This is a genomic window from Actibacterium sp. XHP0104 (assembly GCF_025751515.1).
Classification (GTDB): Bacteria; Pseudomonadota; Alphaproteobacteria; order Rhodobacterales; family Rhodobacteraceae; genus Actibacterium_D.
This window is the reverse complement of the sequence record NZ_JAOWLE010000009.1, coordinates 20383-40949: the sequence shown is the minus strand read 5'-3', so window position 1 is coordinate 40949 and position 20567 is coordinate 20383. Positions and strand designations below refer to the sequence as shown.

Here is a 20567-nt window from a genome sequence, read left to right as displayed (position 1 = left end):
TGACAGACAGGGCCCGGAAACGGCTGCAAGAGACACAGGTCTCTGGCACAGGTTCCGGGCCCTAACATGTTCACCACATATACGTTCGACCAGGCCTTTTCGGTCGAGGAATGCGACGCGATCATCGCCCTGTCAAAGGCAGACCCGATGGAAGATGCCGGTCTGGTGGGCGGGCAATCCGATCACAATTATCGCCGCGCCGATCTGGCCTGGCTGGATGAACGCGAGGGCACTGGCTGGGTCATGGACCGCATCATCCAGGTCGTGGCCGAATGTAACCGGCGGGTCTTTGACTTTGACCTGCGCGAATTCGCCGAAAGCCCCCAGGTCGCCCGCTATGGCGCCGAGCGCGAGGGCCATTTCACCTGGCATTCCGACATTGGCGACGGCCCGGTCGCGCGCAAGCGCAAGCTGACCATGGTGGTGCAGCTCAGCGAGCCTGACAGCTATGAGGGCGGCGTGCTGGAGATCTGGCCTGACAGCCACCTGCGCAGCGCCGGGCGCACCCGCGGCGCGGCGACGGTGTTCCCGTCTTTCATGCTGCACCGGGTCACGCCGGTGACGCAGGGAGAGCGCTATTCTCTGACCATCTGGGCCCACGGCCCGGCCTTTCGCTGATCGCTCAGGCGCCCAGAACCTCGTCGACCCATTGCGGCACCAACACGCTGGCGGCGCCATAGCGCGATTCAACGAAATCATCGCCGCACATGGATGGTTCGAGGTTCAGCTCTAGCGTATAGGCGCCGGCCCGCCCCGCATCCTGGGCAAAGGCCGCCGCCGGATAGACATTGCCCGAGGTGCCGATCGACACGAACAGGTCGGCGCCGCGCAGATGGTCCCAGATGTCATCCATGTAATAGGGATATTCCCCGAACCACACGATATCGGGCCGGGTCGGGCCGCCCTGACAGGCGGGGCAGGGGTCGGCCGGCTGCATCACCAGCGGCGCCTCCCAGCGGTGGCCACAGCCCGCGCACAGCGCCTGCCGTAGCTGCCCGTGCATGTGCAACACCTGCCGCGACCCCGCGCGTTCGTGCAGGTCGTCGACATTCTGGGTGACGATCAGCATTTGCCCGTCGATATACTGTTCCAGCCGGGCCAGCGCCTCATGCGCGGCATTGGGATGGGCCTCGACACAGTTCTGGCGGCGGGCGTTATAGAATTCATGCACCAGTGCCGGGTTGCGCGCGAACCCTTCGGGGGTGGCGACCTCGTTCAGATCGTATTTCGTCCACAGCCCGTCCTTTTCGCGAAACGTGCCCAGCCCGCTTTCGGCGGAAATGCCCGCCCCGGTCAGAATGACGATCTTGGTCATGGTCTCCTCCTTGCGCTATCAAGGGTGCAACAAGGAGACCGCGATGACCACAAGAATCCTGTTCGTCTGCCTGGGAAATATCTGCCGCTCGCCCACGGCGCATGGGGTGTTCGAAACCCTGGCCGCGCAGGCCGGGGCGGATGTCGTGGTGGAAAGCGCCGGCACCGGCGGCTGGCATGTGGGCGACCCGCCCGACCGCCGCGCCACGGCCGAGGCCGCCAAGCGCGGCTATGACCTGTCGCACCTGCGCGCCCAGCAGGTGACGGCCGCCGATTTCGCCCGGTTCGACCTGATCGTGGCGATGGATCATTCCAACCTTGCGGCGCTGGAACGCATGCGCCCCATCGACAGCGAAACCCCGGTCGAGCTGTTCCTCAGCTATGCGCAGACAGACTATGACGAGGTGCCCGACCCCTATTACAGCGGCGGGTTCGATCTGGTGCTGGATCTGATCGAAGAGGCCAGCCGCGGCCTGCTGGCCACGCTGGCAAGGCAGGGTTAGACGCCGCTACAGAACACTTCGGCGGTGGTGCCGAATTCCTTGTAACGCTGCCAGAACGACTCGTCGCTGCGGCGATCCGACTGGCGGGTTTCCTGCGCCTTGTGCGGGTCGCGGAAAAACGCGGCCGCAACCTTTTGATCGCGCCCGGTCAAGGTCAGGTCGGCGGCCTCTTGAATGCAGCCGCACAGCTGGCGCGACGCCTTGCGGTCAGATTTCAGGCAGGCGCTTTCGATGGTGCCCGCATAGGCACCCGTGGCGCCCAGAACGGCGATTGCTGCTGCAAAGGTCAGTTTTTTCATCTGTCTGCCTCGATCCGGCCGGGTGACATCTGTTGGCGAGTCTTCCCCGGCGTGGTGAACTCTCGCGGGAACCATGCCAAAAATCGGCGCATTTTTCAATTCACAAGATCTGTGGCGCAATGTCCCGCTCCATGCGTCAAACCGGGTGTGGGGCGCGCAATGCCCATTGACCAGCGCCCATTTCCGCCGCATATCGCGGGGATCATGACCGACCTTAAGAACATCCGCAATTTCTCGATCGTGGCGCATATCGACCACGGGAAATCCACGCTTGCCGACCGGCTGATTCAGCTGACCGGCACGGTTGCCGAGCGCGACATGAAAGCGCAGTTGCTGGACAACATGGATATCGAGCGCGAGCGCGGCATCACCATCAAGGCCAACACCGTGCGGATCGAGTATCCGGCCAAGGACGGGCAGACCTATGTGCTGAACCTGATCGACACGCCCGGCCACGTCGATTTCGGCTATGAGGTGTCGCGGTCGATGCAGGCGGTCGAGGGATCGCTGCTGGTGGTCGATGCCACCCAGGGCGTCGAGGCCCAGACCCTGGCCAACGTCTATCAGGCGATCGAGGCCGACCACGAGATCGTGCCGGTGCTGAACAAGATCGACCTGCCCGCCGCCGATTGCGAGCGCGTGGCCGAACAGATCGAGGACGTGATCGGCATTGATGCCTCGGATGCGGTGCAGATCAGCGCCAAGACCGGCATCGGCATTCCCGAGGTGCTAGAGGCGATCGTGACCCGCCTGCCGGCGCCGGGCGGCGACCGTGATGCGCCGCTCAAGGCGATGCTGGTCGACAGCTATTACGACGCCTATCTGGGCGTTGTCGTCATCATCCGCGTCATCGACGGGGTGGTCCGCAAGGGCGACAAGATCAAGATGATAAAGACCGGCGGCGCCTATGGCATCGACCGGCTGGGCGTATTCCGCCCCCAGATGCAGGACATCGCCGAACTTGGCCCCGGCGAGATCGGCTTTTTCACCGCCAGCATCAAACTGGTGCGCGACACCCGCGTGGGCGACACGATCACCCATGAAAAGAAACCCTGCGTCACCGCGCTGCCCGGCTTTAAACCGGCGCAGCCCGTGGTGTTCTGCGGCCTCTTCCCGGTCGACAGCGCCGAGTTCGAGGCGCTGCGCGACGCGATCGAGAAACTGGCGCTCAATGACGCCAGCTTCAGCTACGAGATGGAAACCTCGGCCGCGCTGGGCTTTGGCTTTCGCTGTGGCTTCCTGGGGCTGCTGCACCTCGAGGTGATCCGCGACCGGCTGGAACGCGAATACGATATCGACCTGATCACCACCGCGCCCTCGGTCGTCTATCATCTGCACATGAAAGACGGCTCGATGCGCGAGCTGCACAACCCCGCCGACATGCCCGATCTGACCTATGTCGATCACATCGAGGAACCGCGCATCAAGGCCACCATCCTTGTGCCCGACGAATACCTGGGCGACGTGCTGAAACTGTGCCAGGATCGCCGGGGCATCCAGATGGACCTGACCTATGCCGGCTCGCGCGCGATGGTGGTTTATGACCTGCCGCTGAACGAGGTCGTGTTTGATTTCTATGATCGCCTGAAATCGGTGACCAAGGGCTATGCCTCGTTCGATTACCAGATGATCGGCTATCGCGAGGACAACCTGGTCAAGATGCAGGTGCTGGTGAACGATGAACCCGTCGACGCCCTGTCGATGATGGTGCACCGCGACCGCGCCGAGGCCCGTGGCCGGGCCATGTGCGAAAAGCTGAAAGAGCTGATCCCCCGCCACATGTTCAAGATCCCGATCCAGGCAGCGATTGGCGGCAAGGTGATTGCCCGCGAAACCCTGTCGGCCATGCGCAAGGACGTGACCGCCAAATGTTATGGCGGCGACGTGACGCGTAAGAAAAAGCTGCTGGAAAAGCAGAAGGCCGGCAAGAAGAAGATGCGCCAGTTCGGCAAGGTCGAGATCCCGCAGCAGGCGTTCATCAACGCCCTCAAGATGGACGACTAAGCCGCGTCCGGCGGCTTACATCTTGGCTTTGACCTCGCGCGCCTCGGCCGAGATCACCTGACCGGCGGTTTCCAGATCCTGCCCGGCGCCCTCGATCGTGGCGCAGGCCGACAGCATTGCGATCATCGAAAGGCTGATAAGGATGCGGGTCATCTTGTTGTCCTTGTCTATGAGTTCGCCGCGACATTAGCGCATCCGTTTGCGCGACGGAACGGGTGTGACGGCGCGTATAAGGGATGTCATCGCACAGGAGATACCGATGCCTACCCCCAAAGGATATTCCCGCACCCAGATCCGGCTGCACTGGATCGTGGCCGGTCTGATCGCCCTGCAATTCCTGCTTTCCGATTTCATCGGCGAGGCCTGGGAAAAGATCGAACATGGCGGCCAGGTCGCCTTTAGCCCGCTTGTGGCCGCGCATGTGTTCGGCGGCGGGCTGATCCTGCTGTTGGTGCTGTGGCGCCTTGTGCTGCGGCTGATGCGCGGCGCGCCGCCGCCGCCCGCCGAGGAACCCCCCGCGCTGCAACAGGCCGCCCATGTGGCGCATTGGGCCTTTTATGGTTTGATGATCCTGCTGCCGGTTTCGGGCGCGGTGGCGTGGTTCGGCGGGGTCGAATTGGCGGCCGAAGGCCACGAGGCGCTGACCTCGGCCATGGTGCTGCTGGTCGCCGTGCATGTCGCGGCGGCGTTCTATCACCAGCTGATCCTGCGCACGGGCATCATGTCGCGGATGAAACACCCCGAAAACTAGGCGACTTGCGCTGGGTCAAAGCTGTTGCCCCAATATGGCGATAGGCAGGGCCCGTACGCACAATTTAAGAGGTATTCGCCATGCTGCAACTGGCCAGAATTCTGTACGCCCTGATTTCAACCACGCTGGCCGGCACCGCCGTGATTATCGCGCTGGTTACCGGCTATGACACGCTTGTGCCGATCGTGATCGCCGCTGCGGTCGGGTTTGTGCTGGCGATACCGGCGACCTGGGTCATTGCGCGGGCACTGTTGCAGCGCTAGGCAAAGAACGCCTGCATCGAGGCCTCGAACTCGCGCGGTTTCTCGGCGTGCAGCCAATGCCCCGCGCCGGAAATCTTGGCGAACCGCGCATGCGGAAACAGCGCCCGCACGGCCGGGCGGTACTCGGGCCGCACGTAATCGGAATTAGCCCCCGACAGGAACAGCGTGACCGGGTCGAACTGGCCCGGCACATCCTCGGGCCAGCCGACGATCTTGGGCATCTCGGCCTCAAGCACGTCGAAATTCAGCCGCCAGCGCCGCTCCTTCACATCCAGCGACTGCAACAAAAACGCCCGCACGCCCGGATCCTCGACATGCTGGGCCAGTTGCCGGTCGGCGTCCGAGCGTTTCTCGACCGTCTCCAGATCGACCTGCCGCATCGCCGTGATCAGCGAGGTATTGTCATGCGCATAGGCCACCGGCGCGATGTCGGCCACGATCAGCCGGTTCACCAGCTCGGGCCGGGTCAGTGCCAGCATCATCGACGCCTTGCCGCCCATCGAATGCCCCACCACATCGGCGCGGCCGCCATGGGTCTCGATCACCTCGGCCAGATCGGCGGCCATGTCGGTGTAGCTGTGGGTCGGGCGCCAGTGGCTGTCGCCGTGATTGCGCATATCGACGGTGATGACCTGGCGCGTGTCGGACATGCGCTTGGCAATCACGCCCCAGTTGCGGGCCGAGCCGAACAGCCCGTGCACGATCAAAAGCGGCAGTTTTTCGGTGGCAGAGCCGGTGAGAACGGTATTGAGCATGGGCCTTGAATAGCGCGTCGGCCGGGGCCGATCCAGTGCCGATCGGCGGTTCCGGCGGGCGGACATGAAAAGGGGGGCCGCTGGCCCCCCGATCCGTGATATCAGATGCGGCTTACAGCCCCGGATAGATCGGGAACTTGGCGCACAGGGCCTCGACCTCGGCCTTGACCTTGGCTTCGACCGCGGCATTGCCGTCCTCGCCATTGGCGGCCAGACCATCGACAACCTCGACGATCCAGTCGGCAATCTGGCGGAACTCGGCCTCGCCAAAGCCGCGGGTGGTGCCTGCCGGGGTGCCCAGACGCACGCCCGAGGTGACCATCGGCTTTTCGGGATCGAACGGAATGCCGTTCTTGTTGCAGGTGATATGCGCGCGCTCCAGCGCCTTTTCGGTCGCGTTGCCCTTGACGCCCTTGGGCCGCAGGTCAACCAGCAGCACATGGGTATCGGTGCCGCCGGTGACGATGTCCAGACCGCCCTTCATCAGCTGATCAGCCAGCGCCTGGGCGTTCTTGACGACCTGCGCGGCGTAACCCTTGAACTCGGGGCGCAGCGCCTCGCCAAAGGCCACGGCCTTGCCGGCGATGACATGCATCAGCGGGCCGCCCTGGATGCCCGGGAAGATGGCCGAGTTCACCTTTTTGGCGATCTCTTCGTTGTTGGTCAGGATCATCCCGCCACGCGGACCGCGCAGGGTCTTGTGCGTGGTGGTGGTGGCCACGTCGGCATAGGGGAAGGGCGAGGGATGCGCGCCACCGGCCACGAGGCCCGCGAAATGCGCCATGTCGACCATCAGCCAGGCACCCACGCTGTCGGCGATCTCGCGCATCTTGGCGAAATCGATCTGGCGCGGAATGGCCGAGCCACCGGCCACGATCAGCTTGGGCTGATGTTCCTTGGCCAGCGCGGCAACCTGGTCATAGTCCAGGCGCGAATCCTCTTTGCGCACGCCATACTGGATGGCGTTGAACCACTTGCCCGACTGGTTCGGCTTGGCGCCGTGGGTCAGGTGGCCGCCGGCATCCAGCGACATGCCCAGAATGGTGTCGCCCGGTTTCAGCAGCGCGTTGAACACGCCCTGGTTGGCCTGGCTGCCAGAGTTGGGCTGAACGTTGGCGAATTCGCAGCCGAACAGCTGTTTGGCGCGGTCAATGGCCAGATCCTCGGCAATATCGACGAACTGGCAGCCACCGTAATAGCGGCGCCCCGGATAGCCCTCGGCATATTTGTTGGTCATGACAGAGCCTTGCGCCTCCATCACGGCGCGAGACACGATGTTCTCGCTGGCGATCAGCTCGATCTCGTCGCGCTGGCGGCCCAGCTCAAGGCCGATGGCCTTTGCGATCTCGGGGTCGCGCGAGGCGAGGGATTCGGTAAAGAAACCGGCGTCACGATGCGGGGCGTTCATGGGCGTCTCCTGAAGGCAGAGGAATTGCGCGCTGTTTAGCCGACAAATCCGAACCGTGAAAGGGTGGAATCCCGCTTTGAACGCGGTTTGCGCGATTTGCCGGGCCGTCGCGCGGGCTGACGGGCCCTTTGGGCTTGAGTTCCGCGCCCCGCGCTGAGAACTATGGGGCAAAGGGGAGATGCCGCAATGCCCGACAAGAAAATCGCCTTTCTGGCCAGTGAGACCCATGTCGCCGAAACCGCCCGGCGGCATCTGGCCGAACAGTATGGCAACACGCCGACCGAAAAGGCCGACGTGATCGTCGCGCTGGGCGGGGACGGGTTCATGCTGCAAACCCTGCATGGCACCCAGCATCTGGATACGCCGGTCTATGGGATGAACTGCGGCACCGTGGGATTTCTGATGAACGAATACCACGAGCCGGGGCTGATGGAACGCCTCGACAATGCCCAAGAAGAGGTGATCAACCCTTTGAAAATGCGGGCGATCTCGCATGATGGCAAGGTGACCGAGGCGCTGGCGATCAACGAGGTATCGCTGCTGCGCGCGGGCCCGCAGGCGGCCAAGCTGCGCATTTCGGTCGACGGGCGCGTGCGGCTGGATGAGCTGGTCTGCGACGGGGCGCTGTTGTCGACGCCCGCCGGCTCGACCGCCTATAACTATTCGGCGCACGGGCCGATCCTGCCGATCGGGGCGGATGTGCTGGCGCTGACCGCGATGTCGGCCTTTCGGCCGCGGCGCTGGCGCGGGGCGCTGCTGCCCAGCAATGCCCAGGTGCGGTTCGACGTGTTGCAGCCGTCAAAGCGCCCGGTCATGGCCGATGCCGACAGCCGCAGCGCCGGGCAGGTCGTGTCGGTCGAGATCGAGATCGAGCCGAACATCGCGCACCGCATCCTGTTCGATCCGGGCCACGGGCTAGAGGAACGGCTGATCCGCGAGCAATTCGTCTAGGACTGGTCCTTGGTCCAGGTCTCGCGTTTGCGGTAAAGCGTCGAGGGCGACACATCCAGAACCCGCGCCGCCTTGGGCACCGACCCGCCATGCAGGGCGATGGTTTCCTCGATGACCAGTTGCTCGATCTCGGCCAGGGTCTTGCCCAACAGCCCGTCCAGCGTCACATGCGGGCGCGGGGCAGGGGCGACCGAGGGCGCGGCGGGGGCCGGGTTGGTCAGGCGCTCGCGCTCGTGCAGCAGCTCGATCGGCAGCATGTCCAGCGTCAGCAGCGGCCCGTCATTCAGCACCACGCCATGGCGCAGCACGTTCAGCAACTGCCGCACGTTGCCGGGCCAGGGCAGCCCCAGAAACAGGTCGCGCACCCGCGGATCAAGCCCGGTAAAGACGCGGCCCTCCTCCGAGGCAAACCGTTCCAGCGCGTCTTGCGAGATCTCGATCACATCGGCGCCGCGTTCGCGCAGCGGCGGCAGGTGAACCGGCACCACATGCAGGCGGTAATACAGGTCTTCGCGGAACCGCCCGCGCCGCACTTCCTCTAGCGGGTCGCGGTTGGTGGCACAGATGATGCGAACATTGACCTTGCGCGGGGTCGGCGCGCCCACGGGCTGAATCATCGAGGTCTGCAAGAACCGCAGCAGCTTGGTTTGCAGGTTCAGGTCCATTTCGCAGATCTCGTCGAGGAACAGCGTGCCCCCGTCGGCGGCCTGCGCGGCGCCCGGCTTGTCGGCGATGGCGCCGGTGAACGATCCCCTGAGATGGCCGAACACCTCGGATTCCAGCAGGTCCGACGGGATGGCCCCACAGTTCAGCGGCACGAACGGCCCATTCGCCCGGTTCGAGCTGGCATGAACCGCCTGCGCACAGATTTCCTTGCCGGTGCCGCTTTCGCCGGTGATGAACACCGTCGCCATCGACCGGCTGACCGATTGAATGCGCTCATAGACGCGCTGCATCGCGGGCGAGCTGCCGACGAAACCGGCCATGGGGCCGGGCGCGGCAGCTTTCGGGCGGTCGCCGCGCAGGCGCCTGGCATCCGACAGGGCGTTGTCGATCGCATGCAGGAACCGCTGTTCGTTAAAGGGCTTGAGCAGGAACTCATAGGCCCCGCCGCGCATCGCCTCGACCGCGCGGTTGATCGACCCGTTGGCCGTCACCACGATCACGTTGGTATCGGGGCGCAGCGTCAACAGATCGCGCATCAGGTCCAGCCCCGAGCGATCGGGCAGCATCAGGTCCAGCAGCACCACGTCGGGGCGGTGGCGGGTGAATTGGTCAAGACCCTCGGCCGCGGTGCCGGCCACGACAACAGAATGCCCGGCCCCGGTCAGCACCGATTCATAGACCATCTGCAGCGACGGCGTGTCCTCGATCAGCAACAGGGGGGTGCCGCTCATACGGTCTCTCCTCCAAAGCGGTGCTCTTGTTCCTGGCGCAGGCGGGCCAGAACGCGGGTGATGCAGGCGATGGCGCGCGGCCCGATCACGCCGGCCAGCGCGCTGTCCTTGTTATGGGCGGCCGCGTTCAGGGATTCTGCCATGGCTTGCAGGTTGTCGGCGCCCACCGCCCCCGCCAGCGAGATCAGAACATGCGTCCGCGCCCGCAGCAAGGCATAGTCGGGCCGGCGCAGCCCGTCCTGAATGCCGGTCTGAACGGTTTCGAAATCCTGGGTCAGACGTTCCAGCAGCTCGGGGCCATTGGCATCGCCCGCCAGCGCCAGCAGCCGGTCGAGATGCAGGTCATTCAGCACGGTCTGTTGCGGCGGCAGCGGCAGCGATTGCTGGTCGCGGGTGGTGCGCTTGGCCAGCACCGAGGAAATCGCATGCCCGAAGGATTCGAGGCTGAGGATCGGTTTCGCCAGGATGCCATCGGCGCCGGCGTCATAGATTTCCTCGCGGTTCGCACTGAGCACATAGGCGGTGATCGCCAGAACCGGCAGCGCGGCCTCGCCATGGTCGCGGTCCTCGCGCGCACGAAGGGCGCGGATCACGTCCAGGCCCGACAGCTGCGGCATCTCGATATCGACCAGCGCAAGGTGATAGCGGCCCTGTTCCAGCGCCCGCACGGCCTCTAGCCCGTCCGAGGTGATGCGATAGCTGGCGCCCAGCGTGTCCAGCATCTGCGAAATCAACAGCTGGTTGGTCTTGTTGTCCTCGGCCACCAGCACCCGCTGGCCGCTGAGATCGGGCAGGGGGGCGTCGCTTTGCCCGCGCTGGGCCGGGCCGGGCGCCCAAGCCGAGCGCGGCAGCAGCACCGATACCATCGCCCCGCCCAGCGAGTGGTTGCCGACCTCGACATGGCCGCCGATCTGTTCGGCCAGGTCATGCACGATATGCAGCCCCAGCCCGGTGCCCGGTGTCTGGCTGGCCTTGGGGCGGCCACCCGGCTCGAACAGCATGGCCAAAGCATCATCGCTGAAGCCGGTGCCGGTATCGCGCACCGTCAGGCACAGGGTCTCGCGCGCGCGCATACCGACCGATAGCGAGATCTCGCCCTGCGCGGTATGCTTGACGGCGTTGCCGATCAGGTTGGCCAGAATCCGCTCCAGCGCGCCGCGATCGCATCCGATCAACGAGGGCATGTCCTCGCTGGTTTCGACCGAGAACCCCAGGTCGCGCTCGCGCGCATGGGCCGTCCAGCGGCCGCTTGTGTCTTCGAGAAACTCCTCAAGCGCCAGCGCATGGGCCGGTTCGGCCGTGGCGGCGGTCTCGCCCGAGATCAGCGCCAGAACCTCGTCGCTGAGCCGGGCCAGCTGTTCGCCGGCACTGCGTACGCGGGCCAGTTGCAGGCGCGAGGCCTCGTCCAGAGCGGACAGATCGGCCAGGCGCAGCCCGCCCAGAATATCCGAAACCGCGTTGCGGATGTCATGGCCCAAAAGCGCCGCACGCTTGTCCTGGGCAGAGGATCCGGTCTGGGAAAAGGGGGATGCGGGTCGCGTCAAGACAGCTGCTCCATATCTGACTGACGACTCCTTTTGTGGTGCGCGTTAGGGTTGCGTTGGATATTTGCTACCCCACCAAAAGATGAGCGCCAACCTGTCTTATTCGACAGGCTGGCGCCCAAAATTGCAAGTGGCTGGGTTACATCAGCCGGCGTTGGGATAGCCCAGCGTTTTCAGCGCATCGGCGATCTCGTCCAGGATGGCCGGATCGTCGATGGTGGCGGGCATCTTGTACTCGGTGCCATCGGCGATGTTGACCATGGTGCCGCGCAGGATCTTGCCCGAACGCGTCTTGGGCAGGCGATCGACGACCAGGGTCATCTTGTAGGCGGCAACCGGACCGATCTTTTCGCGAACCAGGGCGGCACATTCCTTGGTGACATCCGCATGGCTGCGATCGACGCCAGCGTTCAGGCAAACAAAGCCCAGCGGCGACTGACCCTTCAGCTTGTCGGCAACGCCGATCACGGCGCATTCGGCAACATCGGGGTGGCTGGCCAGAACTTCTTCCATGGCGCCGGTCGACAGGCGGTGGCCGGCGACGTTGATCACGTCATCGGTGCGCGCCATGATGTAGACATAGCCGTCTTCATCCTTATAGCCCGCGTCGCCGGTTTCATAGTAGCCGGGGAAGTGCTCGAGATAGCTCTTCTTATAGCGGGCCTCGGCGTTCCACAGGTTCTGCAGCGTGCCCGGGGGCAGCGGCAGCTTGATGGCGATGGCGCCCATCTCGCCGGCCGGCATCGGGTGGCCACCTTCGTCAAGGATCTGCACGTCATAACCCGGCAGCGGCACCGAGGGCGAGCCCACCTTGACCGGCAGTTCCTCGATCCCCAGCGGGTTGGCAGCGATGCCCCAGCCGGTTTCGGTCTGCCACCAGTGGTCGACGATCGGCACGCCCAGCTGCTGCTGCGCCCAGACGATGGTGTCGGGGTCGGCGCGCTCGCCGGCCAGGAACACGGCACGCAGGCCGGACAGGTCGTATTTCTTGATATACTCGCCGGTCGGGTCTTCGCGTTTCACGGCGCGGAACGCGGTCGGAGCGGTGAAGAAGGTCTTGACCTTGTGTTCCTGGATGATGCGCCAGAAGGTGCCGGGATCGGGGGTGCCGACGGGCTTGCCTTCGAACACGATGGTGGTGTTGCCATGCACCAGCGGGCCGTAGGTGATGTAGCTGTGGCCAACGACCCAGCCCACATCCGAGGCCGCCCAGAACACGTCGCCCGGATTGACGTCATAGACGTTCTTCATGGTCCAGTTCAGGGCGACCAGCTGACCGCCGGTCGAGCGGATGACGCCCTTGGGCTGGCCGGTGGTGCCCGAGGTATACAGGATATAGGCGGGGTGGTTGCCTTCGACCGGCACGCATTCGGCCGGCTCGACGCCATACTGGAAGCCGTGCCAGTTATAGTCGCGGCCGGGGATCAGGTCGGCCACTTCCTGCTCGCGCTGGAAGATGACGCAGAAATCGGGCTTGTGCTTGGCCAGCTCGATGGCGCCATCCAGCAGCGGCTTGTAGTGCACCACGCGGTTGGGCTCGAGACCGCACGAGGCGGCGATGATCGCCTTGGGCTTGGCGTCGTCGATACGAACGGCCAGCTCGTTCGCGGCAAAGCCACCGAACACCACCGAGTGAATCGCGCCCAGGCGCGAACAGGCCAGCATGGCCTCCAGCGCTTCGGGGATCATCGGCATGTAGATGATGACGCGGTCGCCTTTTTCGATACCCTTGGCACGCAGCGCGCCGGCCAGGTTGGCCACGCGGTTGCGCAGCTCGACATAGCTGATCTCGCGCTTGGTGTGGGTGATCGGGCTGTCATAGATGATCGCGGTCTGCTCGCCGCGGCCGTTTTCGACGTGACGGTCGACGGCGTTGTAGCAGGTGTTGACCATGCCGTCCGAGAACCATTCGTAGAGCGGGGCGTTTTCGTCGAACAGGGCCTTGCTGGGCCTGCGGTCCCAGTCGATCCCTTCGGCAGCCTTCATCCAGAACCCGTTCGGGTCGGATTTCCAGCTTTCATATACGTCAGCATAGGTCATTTTGTGCTCCTCCACATTCTTCGGGAATTGATACGCTTTGCCGATAGATTCACGCAACGTTGTTACCGGTCACAACGCGTATTTTTTGCAAGAAATTTGCAGTTTTCGTTGGGATTATGTCGCAAACTTTTGCAAATCTTCTAGATAACACGGGTTCACCTGCTAAGAATTCAGCAACTTTGCAAAGTTTTGCACTTCCCGCGGCCTTGATCGGCGCGCTGGTGAAAAGCTGGGGATTCCCGTGAATGATGTTCACCCGTATTGGGCCACCGGAGTGCCGGCCAGGGCCGACATGTTCAGCAACCCGCGGGCCGTGATCGACGAGGTCACGATGTGGGCCTTGTTGCCCATCCCCATCAGGATCGGTCCCACCTCCAGCCCGCCGGCGCGCAGCTTGAGGATGTTGCGCACGCCCGAGGCCGCATCGGCATTGGCAAAGACCAGTACGTTGGCCGGCCCGCTAAAGCCGGAATTGGGCAGCACCCGCTCGCGCTGCACCGGGTCCAGCGCCGAGTCGACATGCATCTCGCCGTCATAGGCAAAGTCGGGTTCCATCCCGGCGAGGATATCCATCGCCTGGCGCATCGTGTTGCCCGACGCGCAGTCCAGGCTGCCGAATTGCGAATGGGCGCAAAGCGCGATCTTGGGCTCGACCCCGAAACGCCGCACGTGACGCGCCGCGCTGACCACGGTTTCGGCGATCTGCTCGGGGGTGGGCTCGGGGTGCACATGGGTGTCGGCGATGAACAGCGGACCCTGTTCCAGGATCATCAGGCTGAGCGCGCCAACCGGGTGCAGCCCGTCACGCGCCAGGATCTGGCGCACATAGTTGAGGTGCCACAGATACTGCCCGAACGTGCCGCAGATCATGCTGTCGGCCTCGCCGCGATGCACCATGATGGCGCCGATGGCGGTGGTGTTGGTGCGCATGATCGCCTTGGCCAGATCGGGCGTCACGCCGCGCCGGGCCATCAACTCGTGATAGGTGCCCCAATAGTCGCGATAGCGCGGGTCGTTCTCGGGGTTGACCACGTCGAAATGGGTGCCGGGGCGAATGGTCAGGCCGGCGCGTTCGCTGCGGCGCTCGATCACCTCGGGGCGGCCGATCAGGATCGGGCGGTCGGTGGTTTCCTCGATCATCGCCTGGGCGGCGCGCAGCACGCGCTCGTCCTCGCCCTCGGCAAAGGCGATCGAGCGTTCGAACTTGCGGGCCGCGGCAAAGACCGGGCGCATGATCAGCGCCGAGCGGAAGACCGAGCCGTCGAGCTTTTCCTTATAGGCCTTGAAGTCGTCGATCGTGCGCGTCGCCACGCCGGATTCGATCGCCGCCTTGGCCACCGCGCTGGCCACGACGCCCATCAGGCGCGGGTCGAACGGTTTGGGGATCAGGTAATCGGCGCCGAATGTCAGCTGCTCGCCCTTGTAGGCGGCGGCGGCCTCGGCGCTGGTGGTGGCGCGGGCCAGGGCGGCGATGCCCTCGACACAGCCGATTTTCATCGCGTCGTTGATCTCGGTCGCGCCGACGTCCAGCGCACCGCGGAAGATGAACGGGAAACACAGGACGTTGTTGACCTGGTTGGGATAGTCCGACCGGCCGGTGGCGATGATCGCCTCGGGGCAGACCGCGCGCACCTCGTCGGGCATGATTTCGGGGGTGGGGTTGGCCAGCGCAAAGATGATCGGCCGCTTGGTCATCTTGGCGACCATCTCGGGCTTGAGCACGCCGGGACCGGACAGGCCGAGGAACATGTCGGCGCCCTCGATCACGTCATCCAGGCTGCGCAGATCGGATTTCTGCGCATATTCCGCCTTTTGCGCGGTCATGTCCTCGGTGCGGCCCTCATAGACCAGCCCGTGAATGTCGCACAGCCAGACGTTTTCGCGTTTGACGCCCAGTTTCAACAGCATGTTGAGGCAGGCGATGCCCGCCGCGCCGCCGCCGGTCGAGACGATCTTGATGTCTTCGAATTTCTTGCCCGCCACATGCAGCGCGTTGGTTGCCGCTGCGCCCACGACGATGGCCGTGCCGTGCTGGTCGTCGTGAAACACCGGAATATTCATCCGCTCGCGGCAGATCTTTTCGACGATGAAACAGTCGGGGGCCTTGATGTCCTCGAGGTTGATCGCCCCGAACGAGGGTTCCAGTGCGCAGACGATATCGGCCAGCTTCTCGGGGTCGCTTTCGTTCACCTCGATGTCAAAACAGTCGATATTGGCGAATTTCTTGAACAGAACCGCCTTGCCTTCCATCACCGGTTTCGAGGCCAGCGCGCCGATATTGCCCAGGCCCAGCACCGCGGTGCCGTTCGAGACCACCGCCACAAGGTTGCCGCGGGCTGTATAGTTCATCGCGGTTGCGGGGTCGTTCTTGATCTCGATGCAGGCCTCGGCCACGCCGGGGCTATAGGCCAGCGACAGGTCGCGCCCGTTGGCCAGCGGCTTGGTGGCGCGGATCTCCAGCTTTCCTGGCCGCGGTTCGGCGTGATAATTCAGGGCTGCCGTGCGGTCTGCTTTGCTGGTGATTTCGGCCATTATCCCCTCCGACGGGCGTTTAGTTTAGTGTTAAACTAATTTTTACCCTCAGATACGCTTTTTTGGGGCCTCTCTCAAGGTGAATTTGACCCCACGTCACGAATGGCCGGGTTGCACGGGGCGCCGGGGCAGGGATGGTTCGCCCGGTGAAGCCAATGGCGGTGACGTGCGGTTCAGGTGTCGGGCGGGCTTGCATCGCGGGCGGGGCCGGATCAGACTGCGGCAGGAGGTGCGCCATGTCATTGATAGATCATGCCCGATCGGTGCGCGAGAACGCCTATGCGCCCTATTCCCACTTTAAGGTGGGCGCCGCGATCCGCGGCAAAAGCGGCGCGGTCTATACCGGCTGCAACGTCGAAAACGTGGCCTACCCGCAAGGCACCTGCGCCGAAGCCGGCGCCATCGCCGCCATGTGCGCGGCGGGTGAATATGAGATCACCGAGGTCGCCGTGATCGCCGACAGCCCGCATCCGGTCACGCCCTGCGGCGGCTGTCGGCAGAAACTGGCCGAATTCGCCACCAGCCACGTGGCCGTCACCATGGCTACGCTCGACGGCCAGGAACAGACCGCCACCATGGCAGAACTGCTGCCCGGCGCCTTTGGCCGCGCGCATATGGAACACGGTGGTTGATGGACGCCCGCGTCATCATCACCAAGCTGCGCGACGAAGAGCATCTGAGCGCCGAAGAGCTTGCCTGGTTCGCGCAGGGCCTGGCCAGCGGCGTCGTCACCGACGCGCAGGCCGGGGCATTCGCCATGGCCGCGCTGCTGAACGGGCTGGTGCGGGACGAACGCGTTGCCCTGACCCGCGCCATGCGCGACAGCGGCCAGGTGCTGCACTGGGACATGCCCGGCCCGGTGCTGGACAAGCATTCCACCGGCGGCATCGGCGATTGCGTGTCGCTGGTGCTGGCCCCGGCGCTGGCGGCCTGCGGGGCCTATGTGCCGATGATCTCGGGGCGGGGGCTGGGCCATACCGGCGGCACGCTGGACAAGCTCGAGGCCATTCCCGGCTATCGCGGCGAGGTCGATACCGAACGCCTGAGCCGGATCACCCGCGAACTGGGCTGCGCCATTGTCGGCGCCTCATCCGATATCGCCCCCGCGGACAAGCGCCTTTACGCCATCCGCGACGTGACCGGCACGGTCGAAAGCATCGACCTGATCACGGCCTCGATCCTGTCCAAGAAACTGGCCGCCGGGCTGGAGGGGCTGGTGCTGGACGTCAAGGTCGGCAGCGGCGCATTCATGGTCGAGATGGAAGAGGCCGAGGAACTGGCCGAGGCGCTGGTCGAAACCGCGCAGGGTCTGGGCTGTATGACAACGGCGCTGATCACCGACATGAACCAGCCGCTGATTTCCTCGGCCGGGAACGCCGTCGAGGTGATCGAGGTGATGGAGGCGCTGACCGGCCCGCAGGTCTCGGCGCCACTGTGGGATCTGACCTGCGCGCTGGGCGGCGAGCTGCTGGCGCTGGGCGGGCTGGCTGCTGACGCCGCCGACGGGGCTGGGCGCATCGGCATGGCGCTGCAAACCGGTGCCGCCGCCGAAAGGTTCGGCCGCATGGTGACCGAGCTGGGCGGCCCCGCCGATTTCATCGACCGCTGGCGCGATCGCCTGCCCGCCGCGCCGGTGCAGCGCGAAGTGATGCCGCTGGCCACCGGGCGCGTTGCCGCGATCGACTGTCACGCGCTGGGTCTGGCGGTGGTCGATCTGGGCGGCGGGCGCAAACGTGAAACCGACCGGGTGAACCCGTCGGTCGGGCTGACCGGGCTGGCGATGCTGGGCGACCAGGTGTCGCCCGACCTGCCGCTGGCGGTGGTCCATGCCGCGACCCCCGATCAGGCCGACGCCGCCGTGGCCGCCGTGCGTGCCGCCTATACCATCGGCCCGACCGCCTGCGCCGTGCCGCCGCTGATCTACAAGAGGCTTCGCTGATGCCCCGTGCCTTTCTGATTGTCATGGATTCCGTCGGCTGTGGCGGCGCGCCCGATGCCGACCAGTTCTACAATGACGGCTCGCCCGACAGCGGGGCCAACACGCTGGCCCATATCGCGCAGGCCTGTGCCATGGGCGCCGCCGAAGAGGGCCGCAGCGGCCCGCTACGCCTGCCCAATCTCGATGCGCTGGGGCTGGGCGCGGCGATCCGGCTGGCCTCGGGCGAGGACACGCCCGGCCTTGACGCAACCCCGGCGGGCCTCTGGGGCGCGGCCACCGAACAGTCGCCCGGCAAGGATACCCCCACCGGCCACTGGGAGCTGGCAGGCGTGCCTGTGCCCTGGGACTGGCATTATTTCACAAGCAAAACCAACAGCTTTCCCGATGATCTTATCATCAAGGTGTGCCAGCTGGCCGGCACCGAAGGTATCCTGGGCGACTGCCATGCCTCTGGCACGCTGATCATCGACAAGATGGGCGCCGAGCATATGCAGACCGGCTGGCCGATATGCTATACCTCGGTCGACAGCGTGTTCCAGATCGCCGCGCATGAGGAAACCTTTGGCCTCGATCAGCTGCTGGATCTGTGCCGCGCCCTGGCGCCGACCTTGCACAAGATGCGCGTGGGCCGGGTGATCGCGCGCCCCTTTACCGGCTCGCCCGAAGAGGGCTTTACCCGCACGCCCAACCGCCGCGACTTTGCCATGGCCCCGCCTGCGCCAACGCTGTGCGACTGGGTGCAAGGCGCCGGGCGCAAGGTGCATGCCATCGGCAAGATCGGCGATATCTTTTCGATGCATGGCATAGACGATGTCAAAAAAGGCAATGATGCCAATCTGATGCAGTACCTTCTCGACTCAATCTCTGAGGCCGAAGACGGCAGCCTGACCTTCGCCAACTTCGTCGAGTTCGATAGCCTCTATGGCCATCGCCGCGACGTGTCGGGCTATGCCAAGGCGTTAGAATGGTTCGATGCGCAACTGCCCGCGCTGTTCGCCAAGGCGCGCGAGGGCGACCTGTTTGTCTTTACCGCCGACCACGGCAACGACCCTACCTGGGTCGGCACTGACCACACGCGCGAGCGAGTGCCGGTGGTGGGCCATGGCGTCGGCCTGCAAGAGCTGGGCCTGTTTCCCTTTACCGGCGTGGCCGATCTGATCGCGGGGCATCTGGGTGTTGAAAAACCTCAAGATCAATCTGCAAAGCTATGAAGTTACGAAATAAAATAGAATTGCACTTGCATCACGAAGGTGCCGCGCCGCCCGCATTCATCCGCGATCTGGCCAAGGCGCGACATGTCGATATCTCTGGCATATTTGCCGAGGATGGCAGCTATCGCTATCGCGATTTCCCCGAATTCCTGCGCGTCTACGAGGCCGCGACTTCGGTGTTGCAATCGCCCGATGACTATCGCCGCCTGACCCTGGCCGTGCTTGAGCAAAGCGCCGAGCATGGCGTGGTCTATAGCGAGACCTTCCTGTCCCCCGACTTTTGTGGCGGGCGCGATCTGGGCGCGTGGCGCGAATACCTGCACGCCATCCGCGAGGCCGCCGACGAGGCCGAGCGCGGCATGGGCATCACCTTGCGCGGCATCGTCACCTGCATCCGCCATTTCGGCCCCGACAAGGCCCGCGAGGCCGCCGCCTGCGCCCAGGAAACAGCGGGCGACTGGATCGTCGGGTTCGGCATCGGAGGGGATGAAAGCGCGGGCAAGCTGGCAGATTTCGCCTATTCGTTTGACATGGCGCGCGAGGCCGGGCTGAACCTGACCGCCCATGCCGGCGAATGGGGCGGGCCGCAATCGGTGCGCGATGCGCTGGCGTTGGGGGTGACGCGCGTGGGCCACGGGGTGCGCGCGTCTGAGGATCTGGCGCTGGTGGATGAGCTGGCCGAAAACGGCATCGTGCTCGAGGTCTGCCCCGGCTCGAACATCGCGCTGGGGCTTTACCCCGACTGGCGCCGCCACCCGATCGGGATGCTGTTCGACCGGGGCGTCAAGGTCACCGTGTCCACCGATGACCCGCCGTTTTTCCACACCACGATGACCCGCGAATATGACCGCCTGGCCGATGCGTTCGACTGGGACGATGGGGTATTCGACACCCTCAACCGCACCGCGCTGGAGGCCGCATTCTGCGATGATGCCACCCGCGAGGCGATTGCCAAGAAACTGGAGCCGCAGACATGACCGAACATCTGACCGTCGTCGATCACCCGCTGGTGCAGCACAAGCTGACCCTGATGCGCGACAAGGATACCTCGACCGCGGGCTTCCGGCAGCTCTTGCGCGAGATCTCGCTGCTGCTGGCCTATGAGGTGACGCGCGGCCTGCCGATGACCACGCGGCGTGTGGAGACGCCGCTCAAGGAAATCGACGCGCCCATTCTGGATGGCAAGAAACTGGCGCTGGTGTCGATCCTGCGGGCGGGGAACGGGCTGTTGGACGGTATCCTCGATCTGGTGCCCTCGGCACGCGTGGGGTTCGTGGGGCTCTACCGCGACGAGGAAACACTGAAGCCCGTGCAGTACTATTTCAAGGTGCCCGACGCGCTGGAAGACCGGTTGGTCATCGCCGTCGATCCGATGCTGGCCACGGGCAATTCCTCGGTCGCGGCGATTGATCTGCTGAAACAGGCGGGCGCCACGAATATCCGTTTCCTGTGCCTCTTGGCTGCGCCCGAGGGCATCGCCCGCATGAAAGAGGCCCACCCTGACGTGCCGATCGTCACAGCATCTGTGGATGAGCGTCTGAATGACCATGGATATATTGTTCCGGGCCTAGGGGATGCGGGTGACCGCATGTTCGGCACAAAATAGACCCGATCACCCCTTTACTGATTCGCGCCGTTCCTGCATGATTCGCCTAA

General features: G+C 64.6%; 20 protein-coding genes. 11 read left to right on the top strand and 9 right to left on the bottom strand.

Annotation, left to right across the window (positions count from 1 at the left end; genetic code table 11):
* The first annotated feature begins 66 nt into the window (after positions 1–66).
* Entirely contained in the window at positions 67–618 is a 552-nt protein-coding gene (locus OE856_RS12905; RefSeq protein WP_263716558.1) for a 2OG-Fe(II) oxygenase, read from the top strand.
* 4 nt (positions 619–622) lie between these two features.
* Here the strand turns inward: OE856_RS12905 and OE856_RS12900 are convergent, their stop codons facing one another.
* The gene (locus OE856_RS12900) at positions 623–1315 is read right to left on the bottom strand and encodes an NAD-dependent deacylase (RefSeq protein ID WP_263716557.1); all 693 of its coding nucleotides are present in this window, start codon (positions 1313–1315) and stop codon (positions 623–625) included.
* 43 nt (positions 1316–1358) lie between these two features.
* On the opposite strand from OE856_RS12900, the gene OE856_RS12895 reads away from it, so the two are divergent.
* Positions 1359–1817: a low molecular weight protein-tyrosine-phosphatase gene (locus OE856_RS12895; protein ID WP_263716555.1), complete on the top strand. Its 459-nt coding sequence runs from the start codon at positions 1359–1361 to the stop codon at positions 1815–1817.
* On the opposite strand, the gene OE856_RS12890 is transcribed toward OE856_RS12895, so the two are convergent.
* Positions 1814–2116 carry a hypothetical protein gene (locus OE856_RS12890; RefSeq protein ID WP_263716554.1) on the bottom strand — a complete coding sequence of 101 codons (303 nt, stop codon included), beginning with the start codon at positions 2114–2116 and terminating at the stop codon, positions 1814–1816. The two genes, OE856_RS12895 and OE856_RS12890, sit on opposite strands and share 4 nt — an antisense overlap.
* A 204-nt stretch (positions 2117–2320) precedes the next feature.
* On the opposite strand from OE856_RS12890, the gene lepA reads away from it, so the two are divergent.
* Positions 2321–4120, top strand: a complete 1800-nt coding sequence (gene lepA / locus OE856_RS12885; RefSeq protein WP_263716620.1) for a translation elongation factor 4 — start codon at positions 2321–2323, stop codon at positions 4118–4120.
* 15 nt (positions 4121–4135) lie between these two features.
* Here lepA and OE856_RS12880 read toward each other — a convergent pair whose 3' ends face one another.
* On the bottom strand, positions 4136–4273 hold the full coding sequence (locus tag OE856_RS12880) for an entericidin A/B family lipoprotein (RefSeq protein ID WP_263716553.1): 138 nt from the start codon (positions 4271–4273) through the stop codon (positions 4136–4138).
* Between the two features lie 106 nt (positions 4274–4379).
* On the opposite strand from OE856_RS12880, the gene OE856_RS12875 reads away from it, so the two are divergent.
* Both OE856_RS12875 and OE856_RS12870 read left to right on the top strand, forming a co-directional pair.
* Positions 4380–4871: a cytochrome b gene (locus OE856_RS12875; RefSeq protein WP_263716552.1), complete on the top strand. Its 492-nt coding sequence runs from the start codon at positions 4380–4382 to the stop codon at positions 4869–4871.
* 80 nt (positions 4872–4951) lie between these two features.
* The gene (locus OE856_RS12870) at positions 4952–5134 is read left to right on the top strand and encodes a CTP synthetase (RefSeq protein WP_263716551.1); all 183 of its coding nucleotides are present in this window, start codon (positions 4952–4954) and stop codon (positions 5132–5134) included.
* Here the strand turns inward: OE856_RS12870 and OE856_RS12865 are convergent.
* Positions 5131–5889, bottom strand: coding sequence for an alpha/beta fold hydrolase (locus OE856_RS12865; protein ID WP_263716550.1), 759 nt, complete (start codon positions 5887–5889; stop codon positions 5131–5133). The two genes, OE856_RS12870 and OE856_RS12865, sit on opposite strands and share 4 nt — an antisense overlap.
* A 112-nt stretch (positions 5890–6001) precedes the next feature.
* On the bottom strand, positions 6002–7297 hold the full coding sequence (glyA, locus tag OE856_RS12860; protein WP_263716549.1) for a serine hydroxymethyltransferase: 1296 nt from the start codon (positions 7295–7297) through the stop codon (positions 6002–6004).
* 186 nt (positions 7298–7483) lie between these two features.
* Between glyA and OE856_RS12855 the strand changes: the two genes are divergently transcribed.
* Positions 7484–8248 carry an NAD kinase gene (locus OE856_RS12855; RefSeq protein WP_263716548.1) on the top strand — a complete coding sequence of 255 codons (765 nt, stop codon included), beginning with the start codon at positions 7484–7486 and terminating at the stop codon, positions 8246–8248.
* On the opposite strand, the gene OE856_RS12850 is transcribed toward OE856_RS12855, so the two are convergent.
* The 4 genes from OE856_RS12850 to OE856_RS12835 form a co-directional block, all read right to left on the bottom strand.
* The gene (locus tag OE856_RS12850; protein ID WP_263716547.1) at positions 8245–9645 is read right to left on the bottom strand and encodes a sigma-54-dependent transcriptional regulator; all 1401 of its coding nucleotides are present in this window, start codon (positions 9643–9645) and stop codon (positions 8245–8247) included. The two genes, OE856_RS12855 and OE856_RS12850, sit on opposite strands and share 4 nt — an antisense overlap.
* Positions 9642–11189 carry a hybrid sensor histidine kinase/response regulator gene (locus OE856_RS12845; protein ID WP_263716546.1) on the bottom strand — a complete coding sequence of 516 codons (1548 nt, stop codon included), beginning with the start codon at positions 11187–11189 and terminating at the stop codon, positions 9642–9644. The genes OE856_RS12850 and OE856_RS12845 overlap by 4 nt, the downstream gene beginning before the upstream one ends.
* A 144-nt stretch (positions 11190–11333) precedes the next feature.
* A complete protein-coding gene (prpE, locus tag OE856_RS12840; protein ID WP_263716545.1) occupies positions 11334–13229 on the bottom strand; it encodes a propionate-CoA ligase PrpE in 1896 nt (631 codons plus the stop codon).
* Between the two features lie 252 nt (positions 13230–13481).
* Positions 13482–15761 carry an NADP-dependent malic enzyme gene (locus tag OE856_RS12835; protein ID WP_263716544.1) on the bottom strand — a complete coding sequence of 760 codons (2280 nt, stop codon included), beginning with the start codon at positions 15759–15761 and terminating at the stop codon, positions 13482–13484.
* 236 nt (positions 15762–15997) lie between these two features.
* On the opposite strand from OE856_RS12835, the gene OE856_RS12830 reads away from it, so the two are divergent.
* From OE856_RS12830 to upp, 5 genes are read left to right on the top strand one after another with little or no spacing between them, the layout of a single operon-like run.
* Complete coding sequence (locus OE856_RS12830) at positions 15998–16393, top strand: cytidine deaminase (RefSeq protein WP_263716543.1); 396 nt, start codon at positions 15998–16000, stop codon at positions 16391–16393.
* Positions 16393–17700: a thymidine phosphorylase gene (locus OE856_RS12825; protein ID WP_263716542.1), complete on the top strand. Its 1308-nt coding sequence runs from the start codon at positions 16393–16395 to the stop codon at positions 17698–17700. The genes OE856_RS12830 and OE856_RS12825 overlap by 1 nt, the downstream gene beginning before the upstream one ends.
* Positions 17700–18911: a phosphopentomutase gene (locus tag OE856_RS12820; protein ID WP_263716541.1), complete on the top strand. Its 1212-nt coding sequence runs from the start codon at positions 17700–17702 to the stop codon at positions 18909–18911. Before OE856_RS12825 ends, OE856_RS12820 begins: the two co-directional genes overlap by 1 nt.
* Positions 18908–19888, top strand: a complete 981-nt coding sequence (locus tag OE856_RS12815; RefSeq protein ID WP_263716540.1) for an adenosine deaminase — start codon at positions 18908–18910, stop codon at positions 19886–19888. Before OE856_RS12820 ends, OE856_RS12815 begins: the two co-directional genes overlap by 4 nt.
* The gene (gene upp, locus OE856_RS12810; protein WP_263716539.1) at positions 19885–20517 is read left to right on the top strand and encodes a uracil phosphoribosyltransferase; all 633 of its coding nucleotides are present in this window, start codon (positions 19885–19887) and stop codon (positions 20515–20517) included. Before OE856_RS12815 ends, upp begins: the two co-directional genes overlap by 4 nt.
* The last annotated feature ends 50 nt before the right edge of the window (positions 20518–20567 follow it).

Bases quoted from the DNA above. Each gene is read 5' to 3' on its own strand.
- OE856_RS12905 (WP_263716558.1), top strand. From the start codon at position 67: ATGTTCACCACATATACGTTCGACCAGGCCTTTTCGGTCGAGGAATGC.
- OE856_RS12900 (WP_263716557.1), bottom strand. From the start codon at position 1,315: ATGACCAAGATCGTCATTCTGACCGGGGCGGGCATTTCCGCCGAAAGC.
- OE856_RS12895 (WP_263716555.1), top strand. From the start codon at position 1,359: ATGACCACAAGAATCCTGTTCGTCTGCCTGGGAAATATCTGCCGCTCG.
- OE856_RS12890 (WP_263716554.1), bottom strand. From the start codon at position 2,116: ATGAAAAAACTGACCTTTGCAGCAGCAATCGCCGTTCTGGGCGCCACG.
- lepA (WP_263716620.1), top strand. From the start codon at position 2,321: ATGACCGACCTTAAGAACATCCGCAATTTCTCGATCGTGGCGCATATC.
- OE856_RS12880 (WP_263716553.1), bottom strand. From the start codon at position 4,273: ATGACCCGCATCCTTATCAGCCTTTCGATGATCGCAATGCTGTCGGCC.
- OE856_RS12875 (WP_263716552.1), top strand. From the start codon at position 4,380: ATGCCTACCCCCAAAGGATATTCCCGCACCCAGATCCGGCTGCACTGG.
- OE856_RS12870 (WP_263716551.1), top strand. From the start codon at position 4,952: ATGCTGCAACTGGCCAGAATTCTGTACGCCCTGATTTCAACCACGCTG.
- OE856_RS12865 (WP_263716550.1), bottom strand. From the start codon at position 5,889: ATGCTCAATACCGTTCTCACCGGCTCTGCCACCGAAAAACTGCCGCTT.
- glyA (WP_263716549.1), bottom strand. From the start codon at position 7,297: ATGAACGCCCCGCATCGTGACGCCGGTTTCTTTACCGAATCCCTCGCC.
- OE856_RS12855 (WP_263716548.1), top strand. From the start codon at position 7,484: ATGCCCGACAAGAAAATCGCCTTTCTGGCCAGTGAGACCCATGTCGCC.
- OE856_RS12850 (WP_263716547.1), bottom strand. From the start codon at position 9,645: ATGAGCGGCACCCCCCTGTTGCTGATCGAGGACACGCCGTCGCTGCAG.
- prpE (WP_263716545.1), bottom strand. From the start codon at position 13,229: ATGACCTATGCTGACGTATATGAAAGCTGGAAATCCGACCCGAACGGG.
- OE856_RS12835 (WP_263716544.1), bottom strand. From the start codon at position 15,761: ATGGCCGAAATCACCAGCAAAGCAGACCGCACGGCAGCCCTGAATTAT.
- OE856_RS12830 (WP_263716543.1), top strand. From the start codon at position 15,998: ATGTCATTGATAGATCATGCCCGATCGGTGCGCGAGAACGCCTATGCG.
- OE856_RS12825 (WP_263716542.1), top strand. From the start codon at position 16,393: ATGGACGCCCGCGTCATCATCACCAAGCTGCGCGACGAAGAGCATCTG.
- OE856_RS12820 (WP_263716541.1), top strand. From the start codon at position 17,700: ATGCCCCGTGCCTTTCTGATTGTCATGGATTCCGTCGGCTGTGGCGGC.
- OE856_RS12815 (WP_263716540.1), top strand. From the start codon at position 18,908: ATGAAGTTACGAAATAAAATAGAATTGCACTTGCATCACGAAGGTGCC.
- upp (WP_263716539.1), top strand. From the start codon at position 19,885: ATGACCGAACATCTGACCGTCGTCGATCACCCGCTGGTGCAGCACAAG.